The 19,207-nt window shown below is 55.4% G+C and carries 19 protein-coding genes; 6 read left to right on the top strand and 13 right to left on the bottom strand.

What is annotated here, in order from left to right:
* Positions 1–58: 58 nt before the first annotated feature.
* The gene (locus tag ABJL60_RS20735) at positions 59–427 is read right to left on the bottom strand and encodes a YraN family protein (RefSeq protein ID WP_348376353.1); all 369 of its coding nucleotides are present in this window, start codon (positions 425–427) and stop codon (positions 59–61) included.
* Positions 424–1,284 (bottom strand): 16S rRNA (cytidine(1402)-2'-O)-methyltransferase, encoded by an 861-nt coding sequence (gene rsmI / locus ABJL60_RS20730; protein WP_348376354.1) that lies wholly within the window; start codon positions 1,282–1,284, stop codon positions 424–426. The genes ABJL60_RS20735 and rsmI overlap by 4 nt, the downstream gene beginning before the upstream one ends.
* An 86-nt stretch (positions 1,285–1,370) precedes the next feature.
* On the opposite strand from rsmI, the gene ABJL60_RS20725 reads away from it, so the two are divergent.
* The 5 genes from ABJL60_RS20725 to ABJL60_RS20705 all read left to right on the top strand — a co-directional run bounded on the left by ABJL60_RS20725 (position 1,371) and on the right by ABJL60_RS20705 (position 7,635).
* On the top strand, positions 1,371–2,567 hold the full coding sequence (locus ABJL60_RS20725; RefSeq protein ID WP_348292125.1) for a penicillin-binding protein activator: 1,197 nt from the start codon (positions 1,371–1,373) through the stop codon (positions 2,565–2,567).
* A gap of 30 nt (positions 2,568–2,597) precedes the next feature.
* Entirely contained in the window at positions 2,598–5,336 is a 2,739-nt protein-coding gene (locus ABJL60_RS20720) for a [protein-PII] uridylyltransferase (protein WP_348292127.1), read from the top strand.
* A gap of 76 nt (positions 5,337–5,412) precedes the next feature.
* Positions 5,413–5,802, top strand: a complete 390-nt coding sequence (locus tag ABJL60_RS20715; protein ID WP_348292129.1) for a hypothetical protein — start codon at positions 5,413–5,415, stop codon at positions 5,800–5,802.
* On the top strand, positions 5,765–7,036 hold the full coding sequence (locus tag ABJL60_RS20710) for an iron-containing alcohol dehydrogenase (RefSeq protein ID WP_348376269.1): 1,272 nt from the start codon (positions 5,765–5,767) through the stop codon (positions 7,034–7,036). The genes ABJL60_RS20715 and ABJL60_RS20710 overlap by 38 nt, the downstream gene beginning before the upstream one ends.
* Before the next feature lie 155 nt (positions 7,037–7,191).
* Entirely contained in the window at positions 7,192–7,635 is a 444-nt protein-coding gene (locus ABJL60_RS20705; protein ID WP_348376270.1) for a macro domain-containing protein, read from the top strand.
* Between the two features lie 33 nt (positions 7,636–7,668).
* Here the strand turns inward: ABJL60_RS20705 and comE are convergent, their stop codons facing one another.
* From comE to ABJL60_RS20680, 5 genes are all read right to left on the bottom strand, one after another.
* A complete protein-coding gene (gene comE, locus ABJL60_RS20700) occupies positions 7,669–8,223 on the bottom strand; it encodes a sulfopyruvate decarboxylase subunit beta (RefSeq protein WP_348376271.1) in 555 nt (184 codons plus the stop codon).
* The gene (gene comD / locus ABJL60_RS20695; RefSeq protein WP_348292137.1) at positions 8,220–8,726 is read right to left on the bottom strand and encodes a sulfopyruvate decarboxylase subunit alpha; all 507 of its coding nucleotides are present in this window, start codon (positions 8,724–8,726) and stop codon (positions 8,220–8,222) included. Before comD ends, comE begins: the two co-directional genes overlap by 4 nt.
* A gap of 50 nt (positions 8,727–8,776) precedes the next feature.
* Positions 8,777–10,084, bottom strand: a complete 1,308-nt coding sequence (gene hisD / locus ABJL60_RS20690; protein WP_348376272.1) for a histidinol dehydrogenase — start codon at positions 10,082–10,084, stop codon at positions 8,777–8,779.
* A 295-nt stretch (positions 10,085–10,379) separates the two neighbouring features.
* Positions 10,380–10,769 (bottom strand): chemotaxis protein CheD, encoded by a 390-nt coding sequence (locus ABJL60_RS20685; protein ID WP_348422646.1) that lies wholly within the window; start codon positions 10,767–10,769, stop codon positions 10,380–10,382.
* A gap of 237 nt (positions 10,770–11,006) precedes the next feature.
* The gene (locus tag ABJL60_RS20680) at positions 11,007–11,864 is read right to left on the bottom strand and encodes a protein-glutamate O-methyltransferase (protein ID WP_348376274.1); all 858 of its coding nucleotides are present in this window, start codon (positions 11,862–11,864) and stop codon (positions 11,007–11,009) included.
* 191 nt (positions 11,865–12,055) lie between these two features.
* On the opposite strand from ABJL60_RS20680, the gene ABJL60_RS20675 reads away from it, so the two are divergent.
* Positions 12,056–12,742, top strand: coding sequence for a fumarylacetoacetate hydrolase family protein (locus ABJL60_RS20675; RefSeq protein ID WP_348376275.1), 687 nt, complete (start codon positions 12,056–12,058; stop codon positions 12,740–12,742).
* Here ABJL60_RS20675 and idi read toward each other — a convergent pair.
* From idi to ABJL60_RS20645, 6 genes are all read right to left on the bottom strand, one after another.
* Positions 12,739–13,266 (bottom strand): isopentenyl-diphosphate Delta-isomerase, encoded by a 528-nt coding sequence (gene idi, locus ABJL60_RS20670; RefSeq protein ID WP_348292146.1) that lies wholly within the window; start codon positions 13,264–13,266, stop codon positions 12,739–12,741. The genes ABJL60_RS20675 and idi overlap by 4 nt on opposite strands.
* The gene (locus ABJL60_RS20665; RefSeq protein ID WP_348376276.1) at positions 13,263–14,441 is read right to left on the bottom strand and encodes a geranylgeranyl diphosphate reductase; all 1,179 of its coding nucleotides are present in this window, start codon (positions 14,439–14,441) and stop codon (positions 13,263–13,265) included. Before ABJL60_RS20665 ends, idi begins: the two co-directional genes overlap by 4 nt.
* Before the next feature lie 3 nt (positions 14,442–14,444).
* Positions 14,445–15,701, bottom strand: a complete 1,257-nt coding sequence (locus ABJL60_RS20660; RefSeq protein WP_348376277.1) for a BCD family MFS transporter — start codon at positions 15,699–15,701, stop codon at positions 14,445–14,447.
* Positions 15,698–16,597: a chlorophyll synthase ChlG gene (gene chlG, locus ABJL60_RS20655; RefSeq protein ID WP_348376278.1), complete on the bottom strand. Its 900-nt coding sequence runs from the start codon at positions 16,595–16,597 to the stop codon at positions 15,698–15,700. Before chlG ends, ABJL60_RS20660 begins: the two co-directional genes overlap by 4 nt.
* A 122-nt stretch (positions 16,598–16,719) precedes the next feature.
* The gene (gene ppsR / locus ABJL60_RS20650; RefSeq protein WP_348376279.1) at positions 16,720–18,129 is read right to left on the bottom strand and encodes a transcriptional regulator PpsR; all 1,410 of its coding nucleotides are present in this window, start codon (positions 18,127–18,129) and stop codon (positions 16,720–16,722) included.
* Positions 18,126–19,067 carry a hypothetical protein gene (locus ABJL60_RS20645; protein WP_348376280.1) on the bottom strand — a complete coding sequence of 314 codons (942 nt, stop codon included), beginning with the start codon at positions 19,065–19,067 and terminating at the stop codon, positions 18,126–18,128. The genes ppsR and ABJL60_RS20645 overlap by 4 nt, the downstream gene beginning before the upstream one ends.
* Positions 19,068–19,207: the final 140 nt, after the last annotated feature.

Genomic DNA, 19,207 nt, shown 5'->3' with positions numbered 1-19,207 from the left:
CGGCACCTTTATATTGCTAACACCTTAAATGGCGCAGCAATGGCAGCGGTGCAATGGGTCAGCCATGTCCAAAGGCATTTTCAATGATCCGCACCTCGCCTTGGCCATTCACAAGTGCGACATCAAAGCGGACATTCGTCAAAGCGCCGCGCGGCTCACCGGCCAGAAATTCTTCGGCGGCCGCATAAATGCGCTGCATTTGGCGGGGGCTGACACGTTGTACCGCCCGATCAAAAGACCGGCTTTGTTTGACTTCGATAAAGATCAGGTCATCCCCGTCGCGGGCAATCAGATCGATTTCACCAGCGGCACCCCGCCAGCGACGACGCGCGACGGGACATCCGCGGCGTTCGTAGTCAGTGGAAATGCGATCTTCTGCGGACAACCCCGCATGATAAGCCGTTTTTCCCCTGAAATGTCTGTTCAACTGTCTTTCCCCATATCCAGCGCCAACTGGTAGACCTTGCGGCGTGGCGTATCATGTGCGGCCGACACCGCATCAACGGCATCGCGCATAGACATCTGTCCCAAAGCAACACCCAAAGCTGTTTCTAGGTCTGTTTCGCTAACAATCTGTAAATCGCCCCGATCGACCAACAATACAATTTCGCCCTTAACCGACCGCCCCGAGAACTCTTGTGCCAATTCGCCCAGTGTGCCGCGGGTCACCTCTTCGAACTTTTTTGTAAGCTCACGGCACACGACGGCTTTGCGCCCGTCCCCCAGGACGCGCGCCGCATCTTTTAATGTGGCCGCCACGCGTTTGGGCGATTCGTAAAATGCCAATGTTCCGCGAATGGCTTTCAGACCTTCCAAGGCGGAACACCGCGCCCCTTTTGCGTTCGGCAAAAACCCTGCAAAGAAAAACGCATCCGTTGGCAAACCAGCCAGGGCCAAAGCCGTCAAGACTGCGGACGGGCCTGGCGCACAGGTTTGCATCACACCTGCATCCGCCGCAGCCCGGCTTAATTCAAACCCGGGATCCGCAATCAATGGCATGCCGGCCTCGGACGCATAGGCCACCGATTGCCCTTGTTTCACGGCATCAAGCAGCCCGTTCACCACCTTTTCCCCGGTGTGATCATGCAATGCGATGATGCGGCGCCCGTTCAAGGGCACACCGTGAATATCCATCAGTTTTCGCATGCTGCGCGTGTCTTCCGCCGCCAGCACATCCGCCGACGCCAACACATCCAAAGCCCGCAACGTGATATCTCGGGCTGAGCCAATCGGCACACCCACGAAATACAACCCCGGTGCAAGGGGAACCTTTTGAAAATTCAAAGCTGGACCCGCCTTTCATGACGTCTATTATCGACCAAAATCGCTGCGCCACAAAAGGCGCACACCTTAAGGGAGTTACTGCACCAATGTTCGCGCTTTTCCAATCCGCCCGCAAGTCAATGCTACGGGTATCTCGCGTCATCACTTTGCCAATCTTCGCTTTGGGACTGGCCGCTTGTGACGACCTGTCTCTTGGCTCTATCGGCAATTCGGGCCCCAGCGTCAAAAAAGGCGAACCTGTCGCCGTTGCGTTGTTGGTGCCACGCGGGGGCGGCTCTGCAAGTGATGATCTTTTAGCACAAAGTCTTGAAAATGCGGCCCGTTTGGCGATCCGTGATCTGGAAGGTGTGGACATCAATCTGCGTGTTTACGGCACAGCAGGCAATGCAGGCACAGCGGCAACACAAGCCAAACAAGCCGTCAGCGATGGCGCACAGATCATTCTTGGCCCCCTTTATGCCGAGGCCGCAAACGCCGTGGGCGTCGCGGTGGCAGGCAGCAACGTCAACGTATTGGCCTTTTCCAACAACCCGACAATCGCAGGCGGCAACGTCTTTGTGCTTGGGCCAACCTTCGACAACACGGCAAACCGCCTTGTCAGCTACGCAAAATCCCAAGGAAAAGACCGCATCGTGGTGGTTAGTGCGCAGGATGTTGCCGGTCAGTTGGGACGTAACGCCATCCAAAATGCGATCAGCCGCTCGGGTTCCACATTGGCGGGCAGCGTTGACTATCCGCTCAGTCAGGAAGGCGTTGTCGCGGCTATTCCACGCATCAAAGCCGCCGTGGACAATGGCGGGGCCAACGCGGTTTTCATGACCTCTAACACAGCATCCGCCTTGCCTTTGATCACTCAGCTTTTGCCCGAAGCCGGTGTGCGCCCGGCCGCAACACAATACATCGGTCTGACGCGATGGGATATTCCCGCCCAAACGCTGGCGTTGCCTGGTGTGCAAGGCGGCTGGTTCGCTTTGCCTGACCCAGCGCGTGCCAACGCCTTCCGCGCAAAATACGAAGGCGCTTATGGCAAAGCCCCTCACCCTATTGCGGGCCTTTCCTTTGACGGGATCGCGGCAGTGGGCGCTTTGGTCAGCGGATCACGGTCCAACCCGTTGGGTGCCGGTGCTTTGACCCAAGGCGCAGGGTTCCAGGGGGCCACGGGTATTTTCCGTCTGCAGTCCGATGGCACAAATGAACGCGGTTTGGCTGTGGCCAGTATTCGCGAAAACAAAGTGGTCATCCTAGACCAAGCGCCCCGCGGCTTTTCCGGCGGCGGTTCCTAAGTCGGTACATTTCTTCAGGGCAGATCATTTATGAACCCATCTACGGATTTGATCTGCCCTGCAGACACGATATTCAATCAGGCAGCGTTTCAGGCAACGCTTGGCGCGGCCCTGCAAACCAAAGACCTACGGGCCACAATGCTGGCTTGGCTGCAAGACACCCAAAAGCAGGCCCGCGTCGCCATCAAGGCTGCGTTCCAAAACAAACCCTTTGCGGCCCGTCCCCTGACCCGCAGCTACACATACCTGACGGATCAGCTTGTGGCGGCAGCCTTTGACATTGCGGGCCACATGAACCCCAACCCGAACCCGACACTGGGTGAACGCCTGTCCGTGATTGCCGTGGGCGGGTATGGACGCGGTGAAATGGCCCCGTTTTCCGACGTCGATTTGTTGTTTCTTACGCCCTACAAAATGACCGCTTGGGCAGAAACAACCATCGAAAACATGTTGTATCTGCTGTGGGACCTGAAGCTTAAAGTCGGCCATTCAAGCCGCACGATCACCGATTGCATCCGCTTGGGATCAGAAGATGCAACCATTTGCACCGCCATGCTGGAACATCGTTTTGTGATTGGGGACGCGGGTCTGGCAGACGATCTTGAAAGCAAGCTGTGGGCCGATCTGTTTACGGCGGCCGCTGGCCCAAAGTTCATCGAAGCCAAACTGGCCGAGCGCGACAAACGGCATGAAAAGCAAGGGCAGCGCTATGTCGTTGAGCCCAATGTAAAAGAAGGCAAAGGCGGTTTGCGCGATTTGCAGTCTTTGTTCTGGATCGCCAAACACATCCACGGGGTTCAGGACGCGGCCGATCTGGTGTCCAAAAACGTATTTACGCAAGACGAATTCAAAAGCTTTGTGGCCGCAGAGGATTTTCTTTGGGCGGTCCGCAGCCATCTGCATTTGCTGACCAACCGTGCCACCGAACAACTGACATTCGATATGCAGGTGATGGTCGCCGAAGCCATGGGGTACAAAGACACCGGTGGGCGGCGTGGTGTCGAAGTCTTTATGCAAGCCTTCTTTATTCATGCCACCGAAGTAGGCGATCTGACTCGCATTTTCCTGACAAAACTCGAAGCGATGCACGTCAAAGCCGAACCTCTGCTGGAACGTATTTTCAAACGCAAACCCAAGGTCAAAACCGGATACGAGGTTATTCACAACCGCTTGGCCATAGCCCGCGAAGATGAATTCTTGTCGAACAAGATCAACCTGTTGCGCATTTTTGAAGAAGCCCTGCGCACAGGTATGCTGATCCATCCTGATGCGATGAGGTTGGTAAAATCCAATCTGGACCTGATCGATGACGACATGCGCAACATGCCCGAAGCACGGCGTATTTTCCTTGATCTGATGCTGAAACACGGCAACCCCGAACGCGCATTGCGGCGCATGAACGAATTGGGCGTTCTTGCCGCTTTCATCCCGGAATTCGAACACATCGTGGCGATGATGCAGTTCAACATGTACCACAGCTACACCGTGGACGAACACACAATCCAATGCATCGCCAACCTTGCGATGATCGAACGCGGAGAGCTGGAAGAAGAGCTGCCTGTGGCCTCCTCCATCCTTGAGCAGGGCGTGAACCGCAAAGTGCTTTATGTGGCAATGCTGCTGCATGATATCGGCAAAGGACGCCCCGAAGATCATTCTATCCTGGGCGCCCAAATCGTGCGCAAAGTGGCCCCCCGCCTTGGCCTGAAACAAGAAGATGTGGACACTGTCGAATGGCTGGTGCGCTACCATCTGCTGATGTCCGATATGGCCCAAAAGCGCGACATCGCCGACCCGCGCACCGTACGTGACTTTGCCAAAGCAGTGAAAACAGTAGAACGGCTTGGGCTGCTTTGCGTGCTGACAGTCTGTGACATTCGCGGCGTTGGGCCCGACACCTGGAACAACTGGAAGGCGGTTCTGATCCGGGCGCTTTACCGCCAGACCGAAAACGCCCTTGAAAACGGGATGGAGGCCCTGAACCGCGAAAACCGCGGCGCCGAGGCCAAGAAAGCTTTGCGATCGGCGCTACACGACTGGCCCCGCAAGGATTTACAAGCCGAAACAGCACGACATTACGACCCCTATTGGCAGGGGCTGCACCTGACGGCGCATGTGGTGTTTGCAGGGCTATTGCGCAACATGACAAACGACGAGATCTTGATGGATCTGCACCCCGATGAAGACCGCGACGCAACGCGGGCTTGTTTTGTGATGCACGACCACCCCGGTATCTTTGCACGTCTGACCGGTGCTTTGGCCCTTGTGGGGGCCAATGTTGTCGATGCACGCAGTTACACAACCAAAGACGGCTTTGTAACAGATGCGTTCTGGATTCAGGATGCAGAGGGTCAACCCTATGACGCGGCCCGCCTGCCCCGCTTGCGTAAAATGATTGAACGCACTTTGGCTGGCGAAGTGGTGACACGCGACGCCATCGTGGACCGCGACAAAGTGAAAAAGCGCGAAAAGGCATTTCGCGTGCCCACGCACATCAGCTTCGACAACGAAGGGTCAGAGATTTATACAATTATCGAAGTCGACACCCGCGACCGCCCCGGATTGCTGCATGACCTGACCCGCAGTCTGGCGGCGTCAAACGTCTATATCGCCAACGCTGTGATCGCGACTTATGGCGAACAGGCGGTCGATACGTTTTACGTAAAGGACATGTTCGGGCTGAAATACCATTCCGAAAATAAACAACGCACGCTAGAAAAGCGTCTGCGCACAGCGATTGCCGAAGGTGTGGAACGCGCGGCAGAGTGATCCAAGTCGCAAACTGCATTTTTCCTGTTCAATCTGGAAGGTGCAGGTACTGTTCTTTTTATAGGAGAACAATTTTATGAAAATTACGATTCGAACTGTACCGGCATTATCCGGCACCGCATTTCTTGCCCTGTCACTGCTTTCAGGCGCGGCCTTTGCCGACTGCACCCGCCACATTTACAATAAGTCAGCCAATGTCTGGTCCTACGGCTTCACGGCCTCTGAAGACGAAGAACTGGACGACAAAGCGTTGGTGATCGTCAACGGCGAGACCGCCAAAATTGAATATGTGACAGGGGATTCGGCCCCCAAATGGCTACGGCTGGAAAAGGTGACATATACGGACGGCAAACCGCACTACAAAGAATCCTTTGCTGTCAACGGATGCTATCTTGTTCACGATGGTGTCACAGGACGCGCCGTGTTGAATGATCCTGCTGACGGCGACGTCATCTTTATCGACTGACCCAAACTGCATCAAAGGGGCGGCACAATCGTCCCTTTGGGCTTCAAGCCAGACCCAAGCCAAAGCGACACTTACCATGCAAACCTTCGCCCGTATCCAATCCCCTCGCATCATCCGCATCGGCGGCGGGGTCGTGCAGGAACTGCCAGAGGTGATGGTGCAAATGGCCGCGTCACGCCCTTTGATCGTCACGGACAAAGGGTTGGTCACACTTGGCCATGTGCAAAGGCTCTGTGACATACTTGATGCCGCAAATCTGCCGTACGGGCTGTTTGACGGGGTGATCGAGGACCCGACCGACACCTGCGTTGACGCGGGGATCGCCGCGCTGAACGCAGGCGATTACGATTGTATCATCGGGTTTGGCGGCGGCAGTCCAATGGACACAGCCAAGGCGATTTCCTTTATGTCGGTCAACCCGGGCCACGTGCGCGATTACAAAGCGCCAAGGCAAATTGACCGTTGCGGGTTGCCGGTGATTTGCGTGCCAACCACCGGCGGCACTGGATCAGAACTGACGCGGTGGTGTGTGATCACAGACACGGGCGCCCCTGAAAAGTACAACCTGTCAGGACTGGCGTGCGTGGGCACAGCGGCTTTAATCGACTGGGAATTTACCACCACCAAACCCGCACGCATCACCGCAGACACAGGCATCGACAGCCTGACCCACGCACTTGAAGCCTATGTCAGCAAACGCGCCCATGCCTACACCGATGCCTTCGCCCTATCCGCGATGCCGTTGATCGCAACCCATCTGCGCACCGCCTGCAATGACCCGACAAACGCCACTGCGCGCGAGGCGTTGATGCTGGCAGCATCACAGGCGGGCATGGCGTTTTCCAATGCCTCTGTTGCACTGGTTCATGGCATGAGCCGTCCTATCGGTGCGCATTTTCATGTGGCCCACGGGCTTAGCAACGCCATGCTTTTGCCTGTGGTGACTGCGTTTTCGGTACAGGCCGCCCCGGCCCGCTACGCCGAAGCCGCACGCGTTATGGGGTTCGCCGAAGCGGCAGATACAGACGCAGCCGCTTGCGACAAACTGGTGCGTTCCTTAAGGGCGCTGAACGCAGATTTGAAAGTGCCTTCACCCAGCCAGTTGGGCCATGAGGCAGACGATGACCTGTTGCATCTGATGGCACGCCAAGCGTTGGCGTCAGGTTCACCACGGAACAATCCGCGTGTGCCCAGCGAAGACGAAATAGTGGCCCTCTATAAAGAAATGTGGTGATGTATGCCTGCAAGATTTTGCTATCACCAGTTTCAAAGCGACTACAAACACAGCCCCTGATGCGTTCCCAAACGGGTTGTTAGCGGGGATTGTGGAGCGCCTGTGGATTGTTATAGAAGCTTTGGCGATCGTCTTTAGGGGAATGGGGTACTCACATGAAAACAGTACGCGGCGATCTTATCAAGATGGCCCAAGCAGGGGACTTTGATGTCATTGTGCATGGCTGCAATTGCTTTCACACGATGGGAGCAGGTATTGCAAAACGTATCGCAGCAACGTTCCCCGAAGCATTCGCAGCCGACAAAACAACCACTTATGGCGCACGGGATAAGCTTGGCACAGTTTCGGTGGCACACATCGACAATCTAGTTATTGTAAACGCCTACACACAGTTCCAATGGAAGGGTCGCGGGCGCAAAGCAGATTACGATGCGATCAAATCCTGCTTTGAAGACATTGCCACCCGTTTTCCAAACAGTCGCATAGGTTATCCGATGATCGGGGCCGGACTTGCGGGCGGGGATTGGGTGCTTATCGCCGAGTTGATCGAAACGGCCCTGATCGGCTGCGACCATACTCTGGTCGAGTTCGCCGGGTAAGGTGCGCGACGGTTTCCCCGCGCACCCTAGACCTTAGCTTGCAACGGCTTTCATAAAGCGGTCGCGGATCACAACGGGGTCCATGGTGATCACGGGCAGCTTGATGTTGCCGCTGTCGCATTTCACCACAATAATCGTCATTTGTTTGCTGTCGATGGCGGCCTGCAACGCTTTGCCTGCGTCCACGTCCTGCACGGTCACAACATTCTCGCAACCGCAGGCGGCCGCCACGTTTTCGAGCTTGGTTTTCTTGCCGGCATAGGTCGGTTGATCACCGGTAGAGCCATAAGATCCGTTGTCGATGATCATCAGGATGTAGTTGTCGGCCACGTTGTTGGCGATGGTTGGCAGCGTGCCAAGGTTGGTCAGGACTGACCCGTCACCGTCGATAGAGACGACGGTTTTCTCTTGGGCCAAAGCCAGACCAAGACCGATGGAAGACGACAGCCCCATGGTCCCAAGCATGTAGAAATTTTTGGCATTGTCGTCGATCATGTGGAGTTCTTGGCTGGGCAGACCGATGTTGCAAACAACCAATTGGTCACGAAGGATAGGCGCGATTTCGCGCAGGATTTCAGAACGGATCATTGGTCGCCGTAGCCTCCCCAAAAGGACGCATCCGTCAGGATCGCCACAGGTTTGTTGCACATGAAAGTATACTTCAGGATCGCATCCAATTCATCCGCATCCGATTCCTTGTGGAAGTGATACGTGGGGATGTTCATCTGGTTCAAAAGCGCCTTGGTGTGCACGGCCATTTCGACTTGGCAGGCGACAGGTTCGCGCAATTCACCGCGGTAAGAAATCAGCATCGGCAAAGGCATGCGGTAATACTGCGTCAGTGTGGCCAGCGTGTTGATGGTCACACCAATCGCGGTGTTTTGCATGATGATGGCAGGACGTTTGCCGCCCATGAAGGCCCCTGCGCAAAGCCCCATGCCCTCGTCTTCTTTGTTACTGGGTATGTGGAAAATCTCGGGGCGGGCGTCGACTTCGTCGATGACACCGGCCAACTGTTTGCACGGCACGGTCGTGACAAATTCGACGCCATTGGCGATGAAATCATCCACGATTTTGGAACTGATAGACACGTGAGTTACTCCTCGTGTGCGGGGTGAAAATGGAAGCTGGCAGGCAGAGTTTACTCTGCCGCCGTCAGGTCGAAGTTTTCGCCGGGGAAGTATTTGGCCAGACGCACATCCGCGGCGCGGGCGTGGCCTTCCATCCCCTCAAGGCGGGAAATACGGGCTGTTGCAATGGCCACGTCCTTGGTGCCTTCAGGGGTGCCGCGCTGCCAAGTGACAATCTTCATGTATTTGTGCACGGACAAGCCGCCAGTGTATTTGGCAGAGCTTGAGGTCGGCAAAACGTGGTTCGTGCCAGAGGCTTTGTCACCATAAGATACGGTGGTTTCTTCACCCAAGAACAGCGAACCGTAGCACTGCAAACGATCCAACCACCAATCGAGATCTTCGGCCTGAACGGTCAGGTGCTCGGGCGCGTAGTCATCGGAACAGGCGGCCATTTCTTCACGGTCTTCGCACAGGATAACTTCGGCATAGTCGCGCCAAGCCGCTTCTGCGTTCATGCGGTTCAACTCTGGCAAATCGGCGATCATATCTGGGACCATGCCCATCACTTTTTCGGCCAACGCGCGGTCATCCGTCACCAACCAAACTGGCGAATTGTACCCGTGTTCGGCCTGAGACACCAAATCCGTTGCCAAGATATGCGCGTCAGCTTTGGCATCTGCCAAAATCAAGCTATCAGTTGGACCCGCAACCATATCAATGCCCACACGCCCAAAGAGAAAACGCTTGGCTTCGGCCACGAATTGGTTGCCCGGGCCCACAAGGATGTCCGCCTTGGGCAGGCCAAACAATCCAAAGGTCATGGCCGCGATGCCTTGCACGCCCCCCATCGACAAAATTTGCGTGGCGCCCGCCAAATGGGCTGCGTAGATAATCGCCGGTGCGATGCCTTCATTGGGGCGGGGTGGGGAACACGCCACGATGTTTTCGCAACCCGCGACTTTGGCCGTGGTCACCGTCATAATTGCAGAGGCGATGTGGCTGTACCGCCCACCGGGCACATAACAGCCCGCCGTGCGCACCGGGATCGCCTTTTGTCCAGCAATCAAACCGGGGACGATTTCGGTTTCCACATCTGTCATGGTGGATTTTTGCAATTCCGCAAAGCGTTGCACATTGCTGTGCGCAAACGCGATGTCGTCTTTTAGCTTTTGTGGCACTTTGGCAGAAGCCGCGGCAATTTCATCAGCACTTAACACGACCGGGCCATCGTAATTGTCAAACTTGGCTGCATATTTCAATGCGGCCGCATCGCCGCCTGCCTCGATGTCCGCAAGAATATTCATGACGGTTTCGCGCACTTCGTCAGAACCCGATTGGGCCGTCATGGTGGCTTTCTTCAAATAGTCGCGGGCCATAGTCTGCTCCATGCGTTGTCAGGGTTAGGCTGGTCTTGTCACATCGGGGGGACAGGCCACAAACCATAATCCTCAAACACAGGAACTCGAAAACGCATTTTGCGTTTTCTGAAATGTAGGATCTCATCAGTTCAAAATTTTTGTCGCGTTTTGTGCAAAATAGGCTTTTCCAAACCCGATAGGTTTTCAAATTTAAAAAGACGCGCCATGCCACTCGGGGCTAAACATGTCGTTGTCCGACGCAACAGCTAAGTGCAGAACAGCTTTCAACGCCCCCTATGACGCCGTCGTTTTCTTAAAACAGCTCAACCCAGGAAAATCCGCCCTGCGTGATGGGTTTAACCGCTTCGTCTTTGGGGTATTCGTTGGCCGGGATAAGTAAATGACGCACCTTTCCGGTGGTTGGAACAAACTGCAATTTCCGCGCGTAAGGCCCACCAAGATTTTCGGCAATGCAGGGGATTCCTTCTCGGTACAGGAATTCCTTGGTGAAAATCTGGTTTTTTAGCCCAATCTGATGTGAGGAAGCACTGATATGGCTTCCTCCAAAAATCTTGGCTTCAAGTTTGAAACGATCAGCACCAAGTTTTAGCAACCCGTTGATCAACAGCTCCATTGAATACGCGCCGTATTTCATGTCCCCTGTCGCGTCTTCCAAACTGCCAGGCAGCAAGAAATGGTTCATCCCACCCACCATAGCGTCGGGTTCGTACAAACATACGGCAACGCACGACCCAAGAACCGTCGAATATTCAACAAACCGATCATTCGTGACGTAACATTCGCCCTGGATTACGCTTTGGCGCTTCATTTCATGCGAAGACATGTTCTTCACTCATTCCGTTGTAAAAATCGCTGAAGCAAAGTTTATCAGCGCACCGTTCCAGATGTGCGACATGCCGATGCAATCCCCAACGCCCCTTCATTCTTTGCGCAAGGTCGTGAAACCTTCCTTCTTCATGCTCGTGGTCGCCGGTCCTGAAATGCGTTCCGAATGGCCAATGAAAAGATAGGCACCACTGCGCATGACTTTGCATATCTGATCCCAGACGTTGGCTTGTGTCGCCTTGTCGAAATAGATCGTTACATTCCGGCAGAACACTGCATCAAACGGACCATGCATGGGTAAGGGTTCGATCAGGTTCAAGACACGGAAGGTCACCAAATCCTGCACGTTTTGTGTCACGCGCAACCCTCTTTGCGGAGGCCGTTCCTGTATCACAAACTTGTCGCGTAAATTTTTTGGCAATCCATCCATTTTGGATTCGGAATAGGTCGCACGCATGCCCGCCTGAACAACGACCGGGTCAATATCTGTTGCCAGAATTTTGAAGTCATATTTTGTGGCGTCAGGAAACATATTCAAAACAACCATTGCCATCGAAAAGGGTTCTTGTCCCGAAGAACACCCCGCTGACCACAAACGCACGCGCCCCCCCGCACGGGCCGCATCGATCAGCTGTGGGAGCACCTTGGTTTCTAAAGTGTGAAAATGATGTTCTTCACGAAAGAAATGCGTGATGTTTGTTGTCAGAACAGACAGCAATTCGTCCATCTCGGCCTTTGCGTCAGGGCCGTTCAATCGCGCCAAATACCGTGAAAACTCTGTGTATCCCAACGCCTTCATACGTTTGGCCAATCGGGAATAAATCAATGACCGCTTGGCGTCTGACAAATCCAGCCCAAATTTTGCCCTTGCCAAATCCGAAACATATTCAAAGTCGCTTTGGGTAAGCTCCCATTCAGGCCCTTGCCATTCCATCACTTTAGCCGAGCTCAAAACGCACCCCCAAAAGCCGCGCATTCGTACCGGAGCCCGCAGAAATATCTTCCAAGACAACCATATTCTTTCCGCGAACTCCGATACCGTTGCCACAAGACCTAAAGAGTGAAACTTAACATTAGATTTCCTCTGCACAGATTTGCCGTGTTATGACGGGGCAACAGACAAACACATATAAAGAAGTGCCCATGACCTTTGTCCTAACCCCACCTGTCCAAGCCAGTGTCGCCGTCGAAAACACCACCAATAGGTTCCCTGTGCGCCGCATATTTTGTGTGGGGCGCAACTATGAGGCGCACGCCCGCGAGATGGGCAATGATCCCGATCGTGAGCCACCGTTTTTCTTCACCAAACCTGCCGATGCCGTGGTCGATTGCCCCTGCGCCTTGCCCTATCCGGTGCAAACCCAAGACCTGCACCATGAAATCGAACTGGTTGTGGCGCTCGGAACAGGTGGTGCGAACATCGCCCCGCAGGACGTGCCCGCCCACATTTGGGGCGCGGCTGTCGGCATCGACTTTACCCGCCGGGATTTGCAACAATCGGCCAAAGACACGCGCCGCCCATGGGACATGTCCAAAGGCTTTGATCAGTCCGCGCCTATGTCGGCGATCCGCCCTATGGCGGACATTGCAAGCCTAACGCAAGGGCGTATCTGGTTGAATGTAAACGATGAACCACGGCAGGATGCTGATATTGCGGACATGATTTGGTCCGTGAATGACCACGTGGCTTACCTGTCGCGTTACGTGACGCTGGCACCCGGAGACCTGATCATGACAGGTACCCCTGCGGGTGTAGGTGCTGTACAAAAGGGTGATGTTTTGACGGGCGGTGTGGATGGGGTCGGCACGCTGGACGTCCAGATTACCTAAACCAGTTCGTTCCCAAAAATCGCATCTGCATGTTGATCCATGTAGATGCGCATCCATGGGGTGAACGCATCGGGATTGGCATCGATGCGGCGGCGGACTTCGTGGTGGTCGACCCATTCGGCCTCCATCACCTCGTCGGGGTTCAGCGTCATGGTGAAATCATCGCCCGCATGGGCCACAAACACATCCACAACTTCGTGTTCGATCAAATCCCCGCCTACGTCAGCGCGATATTCAAGGTTCTGGCGGAATTCGGGCGTCACGCAAGTGATCCCCAATTCCTCGTCCAGACGCCGCTGCGCGCAGGCCAAGGGCGCTTCATCCCAATCGGGGTGCGTGCAGCACGTGTTCGCCCATAGCCCCGGCGTGTGGTATTTGCCCAAGGCACGGCGCTGCAACAGCATTTCGGACCCCCGCAGCACAAACACCGACACAGCCTTATGGCGCAGCCCTTTCACATGGGCTTCCAGCTTTTCGACAGGCACCAGCGTGCCATCGACCCATGCGGGGATCATAATGCTCATACGTGGTTCGCTTTCACCAATCCGGTCAGATGCGCCATGTTCTTAATGCCAATTTTCAGATGCGCCAAGGGGTTCGCGCGCACCAGCTTCTTGTTCATGTAGGCCTCGAAGGTCAGGCGCTGCACATCAACATCGTGGCACAGGGATACAAAGCGTTCGCGGCGGTCATCGTTGCGGTAATAGGCGTTTTGCATGGACGCGAGGACGCGAAACACCATCTTGTGTTCCTTCATGAACAGCTTGCGCGCCAGTCGCAGGTCTTTCACACGACCAGACGCCAAAGTCGCAGCACAGGCCGTCGCGGCCACACGCCCCCCGACCATCGCGTAATAGATGCCTTCGCCTGATGATGGCGCCACAACGCCAGCAGCATCCCCTGCCAAGATCACATCCTTGCCATTGTCCCAACGGTCCATAGGCTTCAACGGAATGGGCGCACCTTCCTTGCGCAGCGTCTCGCAATGTTCAAGACCCGACGCCTTGCGCAATGCCGCCGTCGCATCCTTGAGGTTCACCGAGGACAGTTCCGACCCCATCCCCACACTCGCACTGTCTCCATGCGGGAAAACCCAGCCATAGAAATCCGGCGAAATCGCGCCATCATAAATCACGTCACAGCGCACCGGATCGTAGATCTCGGTCTTTTCGGGCGCTTTGATAATCTCGTGATAGGCAAAAACCAGTGGCACTTTGTCGGCGTCTTTGACCTCTGCCAGCCCCACGCGGGACTTCGCCCCATCGGCCCCAATCACCAGCTTGCAGGGCAGTTCGCGTTCTTCCTGCGTTTCCTTGTCGCGGAAAATGACCACAGGTGTGCCTTCAGGACGCTCAATGCGCACAAAAGTGCCTGTGTAATAATCTGCCCCTGCATCTACAGCGCGTTTGCGCAGGAAAGGGTCAAAATCCTTGCGATCCACCATGCCGACAAAGCCGTTCTCAATCGGGATATCCACATGGCGGCCTGTGGGCGAGATCATGCGCGCCGTGTTCACCTTGGCGACCAGTTGCGCGTCCTCGATAAAGAAATCCTGCATCAGGCGCGGTGGAATGGCCCCGCCACAGGGTTTGATGCGGCCCTCGCGGTCCAGCAGCGCGACCTTATGGCCGGAACGGACCAGATCCTCAGCGGCTGTGGCACCGGACGGCCCACCACCTACAACGACGACATCAAACATATCTCATTCTCCCGGAACCATTGTTGCATTTTTCAAATCGTCAGGCCGCGCCATGATCCGCGCCGCCATAACCGCAGCTGCCAGAAACAAGACAGCCTCAAGCGTAAAGACAGACGCATAGGCATGGGCATCGCTGGCCACAAAACGCGCCAAATCCAACATGCCTGTGGCAATCAAACCCGCCAAACCTGCGGCAACGGCTTGGGCCGCGCCAAAGACACCCATGCGCGTGCCGGTGGCGTCCTGATGCGCCGCCGCCAGCTGCATCATTGATCCGATGGCGCCGACCACAAACAACCCGTTGCCCAGACCCAGCACCACCGTCGCAGGCACCAAAGGCAGCCCTGCTGCCAAGGCCAGCAATCCTGTCGCCGAAATCAAACACCCTGCAATGGCCCAGATGCGCAATGAACCAAAGCGGAAATGCGACAACACGCCAGCCCCGATCATGCCAAGCAACGCGGCACCATCCTTGCCCCCCGACAGTTTGGTGCTGTCTTCGGGTGATAACCCGTGGATGTGGCCCGCAAACGGTTCAAGGATCAGCTCGGACAAATAGAACGCAAGGATCGACAGAAACACAAATCCAGTGAATTGCCGGGCAGCAGGGTCTGCCCATGTCTGGCGCAAAGCGTCGCGTAAAGGCGTGGCGGGGTCCATCGTTGTGGGGGGAACATGCTGTTCAACACCCAAGGTTGCCAGCAAGGCCACGACACAAGCGATCGCGCAGACGATAGAGACAATCACCAACAAGCGTTCTGCGCTGTACGGCTCCAACGCGATGCCAGTTCCAATGGATGCCGCAATCGCGCCCGCGATCAAAAACAGCCACGCCAAAGTTGCGGCTGCCCCTTTGCGCGATCCTGACGCTGCAGCCAACAATGCCAAGAACGAGGTGCCAGCCGCCCCGATCCCCATCCCGATCGCGGTGTAAGACACAATCCAGACCGCCAACGCCATCATTGGCGCACCGCTGGCGACCAGAATACCATAGGCACTGCTGATCACGCCAAGACTGACCAACACCAAACCGCCCAAAATAAACACCGTACGGCCACCCTTTACGTCAGAGCGATGCCCCCAAGCAGGCCGTGTCAGTTGCACAGCATAGTGCAAAGCCACCAACAAACCGGGCAAAAGGGCGGGCCATGACAACTCTACCGTCATCAAGCGGTTGAACAGGTTCACAGGCAGTGCCGCCAACCCGCCGATTGCCGCGTTGACCAGACACAAACGGATCAATGTGCCCCAGCCGATCATGCCATGCCCCGCAACGCGAAGGCCGCGATCATCATGCCGCTGACATAAAGCAATACGCCGGTGCCATTGTACCACGGCGCCTTGGCTTTAGGGTCTTTGAACATCACGGTCATGGCCCAGAACTGAACCAACAACACGCCCGCCACGCCAAGCGCATGTAAGGGACGATCCCACAACGCCAACAAGGCAATCACAACGACTTGCGGCACAGCCATCACAAAACAGGCAACCTTGGCAGCCTTCTCAGGACCAAGCGTCACAGGCAAGGAATTGACGCCCATCTGGCGGTCCCCTTCCAAGGCCTTGAAATCATTCAGGGTCATGATGCCATGCGCCCCAATGCCATAAAGCAACGCGATGACAACAACAGCCGCAGACGGCGCCCCCGCACTTAAAACAGCCGCACCCGTAAACCACGGCAGGCTTTCGTAGCTTAGGCCCACCAGACCCGGCCCCCACCATCCCGACCGCTTCAACCGGACGGGTTCAGCCGAATAGGCCCATGCCGCCAAAACACCAACGACGGTGGCACCAAAGCCCCAAATTCCCAACTGCCAGCCAACAACCAGCGACAAAACAGACATGGCCAAAGCGATATACAAGCCCCACCGACCCGGAATGCGGCCCGATGGAATAGGGCGGTCCGGTTCATTGATGGCGTCAACATGGCGATCACACCAGTCATTGGCGGCTTGGGACATGCCGCAGACTATGGGACCCGCCAATAAAATGCCAAGGATCACCAGATGCCATTGTCCAACTGGCGAGGCACCGGATGAGATCAAACCGCAGACATAGGCCCACATCGGTGGAAACCATGTGATAGGTTTGATCAGGCGTAGGGATGCAGCAGGCTCTGGAAAGCGGCGCATCTGTATCACATCAGTTACAGTCATGTGTAAACTATGGCTGACACTTTGAGTCGAAGCAAGAGGCAGGACACCAGACGACATGCACAACAGGGGCGGTTATTGGGTAAGGTGCACCTTGGTGCACCCCGCCGCCGGTCAATTTACGATCAGTCTTTGCTCAGAAGGTCGTATTTGCGCAACTTGACGTACAGGCTTTGGCGGGACAAACCCAACATTTCGGCGGCAGCGACCCGGTTGTTCTTAGTCAATGCAACTGCCGCTTCAATGCACATCTTCTCGACAACATCGGTGGTTTCGGCGACGATATCTTTCAAAGACGCAGAGCCAACAAGATCCACAACATTGCGGTCCGCCGCCCCCACACCGGTGCCTGCGCCACCGCGGACGGTATCCGCACGCGTGGCGTCACGCAAAATCATACCAAAGCCAACCACGTCTTCATCTTCCAACCGCGTGGCCGAAATCTCGACGGGGGTCGTGCCGCCCAATTCATTGCGCAGCTTTGTGGCATACATGCGCATCGGGCTGGCGCGTTCCGATGCATCTTTCAAAACGCCCAGATCAATCTGACCGCGTGCAAAGAAATCTGCCATAGACTTTCCGACAACGTCAGCCAGATGGGCCGCGCCAATCAAGTCCAGAAATCCCTCATTGACCGATGCAATCACACCCTTTGCATCCGTAAACACAATGGCGTCGGTGCTTTTTCGGAACAATGCAGCGGCCTGAAGGGCCGCAGTATCCGGGGTCGGTGCAGCCGCATCGACATCCGATACCTGACACATCAACATCCGCTGACCACCAGATCTAAAAATAGTAGGACGCAAACGCAACTGCGACTGGGCCCGTTTAGAGCGCACAACCACATCGCTTTGGTCATCGCCCAAAGTGGCCGTCATCAAAGCTTCCAAAGTTGCACCGGTAGATGGCTCTGTCACCAAAGAGGACAAGCCAGACCCGACCAATGCGTCAAGCTTTACACCGAACAGCGCGGCCGCGCCCGCGTTTGCATCTTCAATACGCCCCGACTGGGCCGCCACAAATACTATCGCATCAGACGTTTGCCCCATGACAACACGGTAGCGGGCGTCAAACTCACGGCGCGCCTCATACCCTTGCTCAAGCGCGATCTGTGCTTGTACCAACTGCTGTTGCGTCTCGGCAATCGGGCGCAAGTCGCGACCCAAAAGCAAAGCGGCATTTTCCTGGCCAAAGCGATGAAACGTATAACGGACGGGATATTGCCAAGCGCCGGCATCGATATGGTTCAATTCCAGCGATTTCTGCGGCACGTCACCGGCCAAATAAGACGTATGAGCAGCCCTGAACTTGGTGATGCTTTCTTCGGTCAGAAAGTCCAGAACCGAACGCCCTTCCCAATGACTAAGATCGCCGAAACTGGCTTCACTGGAATTTAGGACAACAGACAGAACCATGCCTTCGGCCGAAACAACAAGAGCAATATCAGAAGCGGCACCGATGATGCTGCCGAGGAACTCGGGCTCGATCAGCGGCACGGCGCCACTGGTCCAAAAGCTGCTGCCGTTTGTGGTCATCTGCCGGACTGCGCGTTTCGTTTGCTCGCGCAAACCTCGACCACATCTGTAATTTCGCAGGTCACAATATCTACGCCTGTTGTTTCTTTCAGACTGTCTTTTTGCGAAACAATCGGCCCGCCCAACGCAAGCACTGGCGGCATCGCGACAGTTCTAAGGATGTTTTGGACAGTTTCTGTGATGGATGCAAGCGCTGCGGCACCCGAGCAAGTAAATAGAATAACCTCTGGCCGATCGTGCAAAATGCGACTTACCACTTTAGATTGTGGCTCGCACATGGACATTTCAACGGACAGGCCCAAGCGCTCCAACTGGGACATCAAAACAGAGCCCCCCAAAAAATGTTGCTCGCTTTCAGGCAAAACGATCAGCGCCGACATGGCATCCACACCCGCAAAGGGCGCCCATGACATGGATCGCACCATGGCCTGCAAGCGCAATGCGGCAATCGTCACATCGGCAAATGACAGATCATCCTCCAGCCAGCGCACCCCCAGAACCTCGGCGGCGTGCGGGATGTAGACATCAACCGCCTCTACTTCTGTGACGCGGTGGGCCGCCAGATCTGCAAACATTTGGCGCGGATCAAAACCGGCAGACGCCACAACAGCTTCAACCAGATGATCAAGAGCATGTTGGCGCGGACCACCGGCGACAATCGGCTTCCTGTCCCGCAATGCAGCAATAACCTGTGACACAAGGCCAACCGAAGGCGCATCCGCCAGATGGCAGGCATCAATACCCATCTCAAGACCTGCATCACTGAGGCCTACACCACTGAGACCAGTGTCGAATTGAAAATGTGAATCCTCTTGGGTCATCATACAACTCGCTTGTTCGCGTGGAATTTGCGGCATCGGCCAAAGCCGCACACAAAACAGCAGCCAATGGCAAGAACTGTCAGGCTTAGACACCTCAATGTCAATTAGTTTTGACACTTTTGGCACCATACCCCGCCAATCTTCCACCGAAAGAGCCTGTTTTGGCCATGTTTCCCTGAATATATGCGCTTTTCCAAAGAAATCTGCGCATTTTCATTTACATCATTTGTGTAACTTTTAATTGACACTTTTTACTT

The organism is Ascidiaceihabitans sp. (genome assembly GCF_039986515.1).
Lineage (GTDB): Bacteria > Pseudomonadota > Alphaproteobacteria > Rhodobacterales > Rhodobacteraceae > Ascidiaceihabitans.
The sequence above is the reverse complement of the archived record's forward strand: the minus strand, read 5'-3'. Positions and strand labels throughout refer to the sequence as shown.

Bases quoted from the DNA above. Each gene is read 5' to 3' on its own strand.
- ABJL60_RS20725 (WP_348292125.1), top strand. From the start codon at position 1,371: ATGTTCGCGCTTTTCCAATCCGCCCGCAAGTCAATGCTACGGGTATCT.
- ABJL60_RS20720 (WP_348292127.1), top strand. From the start codon at position 2,598: ATGAACCCATCTACGGATTTGATCTGCCCTGCAGACACGATATTCAAT.
- ABJL60_RS20715 (WP_348292129.1), top strand. From the start codon at position 5,413: ATGAAAATTACGATTCGAACTGTACCGGCATTATCCGGCACCGCATTT.
- ABJL60_RS20710 (WP_348376269.1), top strand. From the start codon at position 5,765: ATGATCCTGCTGACGGCGACGTCATCTTTATCGACTGACCCAAACTGC.
- ABJL60_RS20705 (WP_348376270.1), top strand. From the start codon at position 7,192: ATGAAAACAGTACGCGGCGATCTTATCAAGATGGCCCAAGCAGGGGAC.
- comE (WP_348376271.1), bottom strand. From the start codon at position 8,223: ATGATCCGTTCTGAAATCCTGCGCGAAATCGCGCCTATCCTTCGTGAC.
- hisD (WP_348376272.1), bottom strand. From the start codon at position 10,084: ATGGCCCGCGACTATTTGAAGAAAGCCACCATGACGGCCCAATCGGGT.
- ABJL60_RS20685 (WP_348422646.1), bottom strand. From the start codon at position 10,769: ATGAACCATTTCTTGCTGCCTGGCAGTTTGGAAGACGCGACAGGGGAC.
- ABJL60_RS20675 (WP_348376275.1), top strand. From the start codon at position 12,056: ATGACCTTTGTCCTAACCCCACCTGTCCAAGCCAGTGTCGCCGTCGAA.
- idi (WP_348292146.1), bottom strand. From the start codon at position 13,266: ATGAGCATTATGATCCCCGCATGGGTCGATGGCACGCTGGTGCCTGTC.
- ABJL60_RS20665 (WP_348376276.1), bottom strand. From the start codon at position 14,441: ATGTTTGATGTCGTCGTTGTAGGTGGTGGGCCGTCCGGTGCCACAGCC.
- ABJL60_RS20660 (WP_348376277.1), bottom strand. From the start codon at position 15,701: ATGATCGGCTGGGGCACATTGATCCGTTTGTGTCTGGTCAACGCGGCA.
- chlG (WP_348376278.1), bottom strand. From the start codon at position 16,597: ATGACTGTAACTGATGTGATACAGATGCGCCGCTTTCCAGAGCCTGCT.
- ppsR (WP_348376279.1), bottom strand. From the start codon at position 18,129: ATGACCACAAACGGCAGCAGCTTTTGGACCAGTGGCGCCGTGCCGCTG.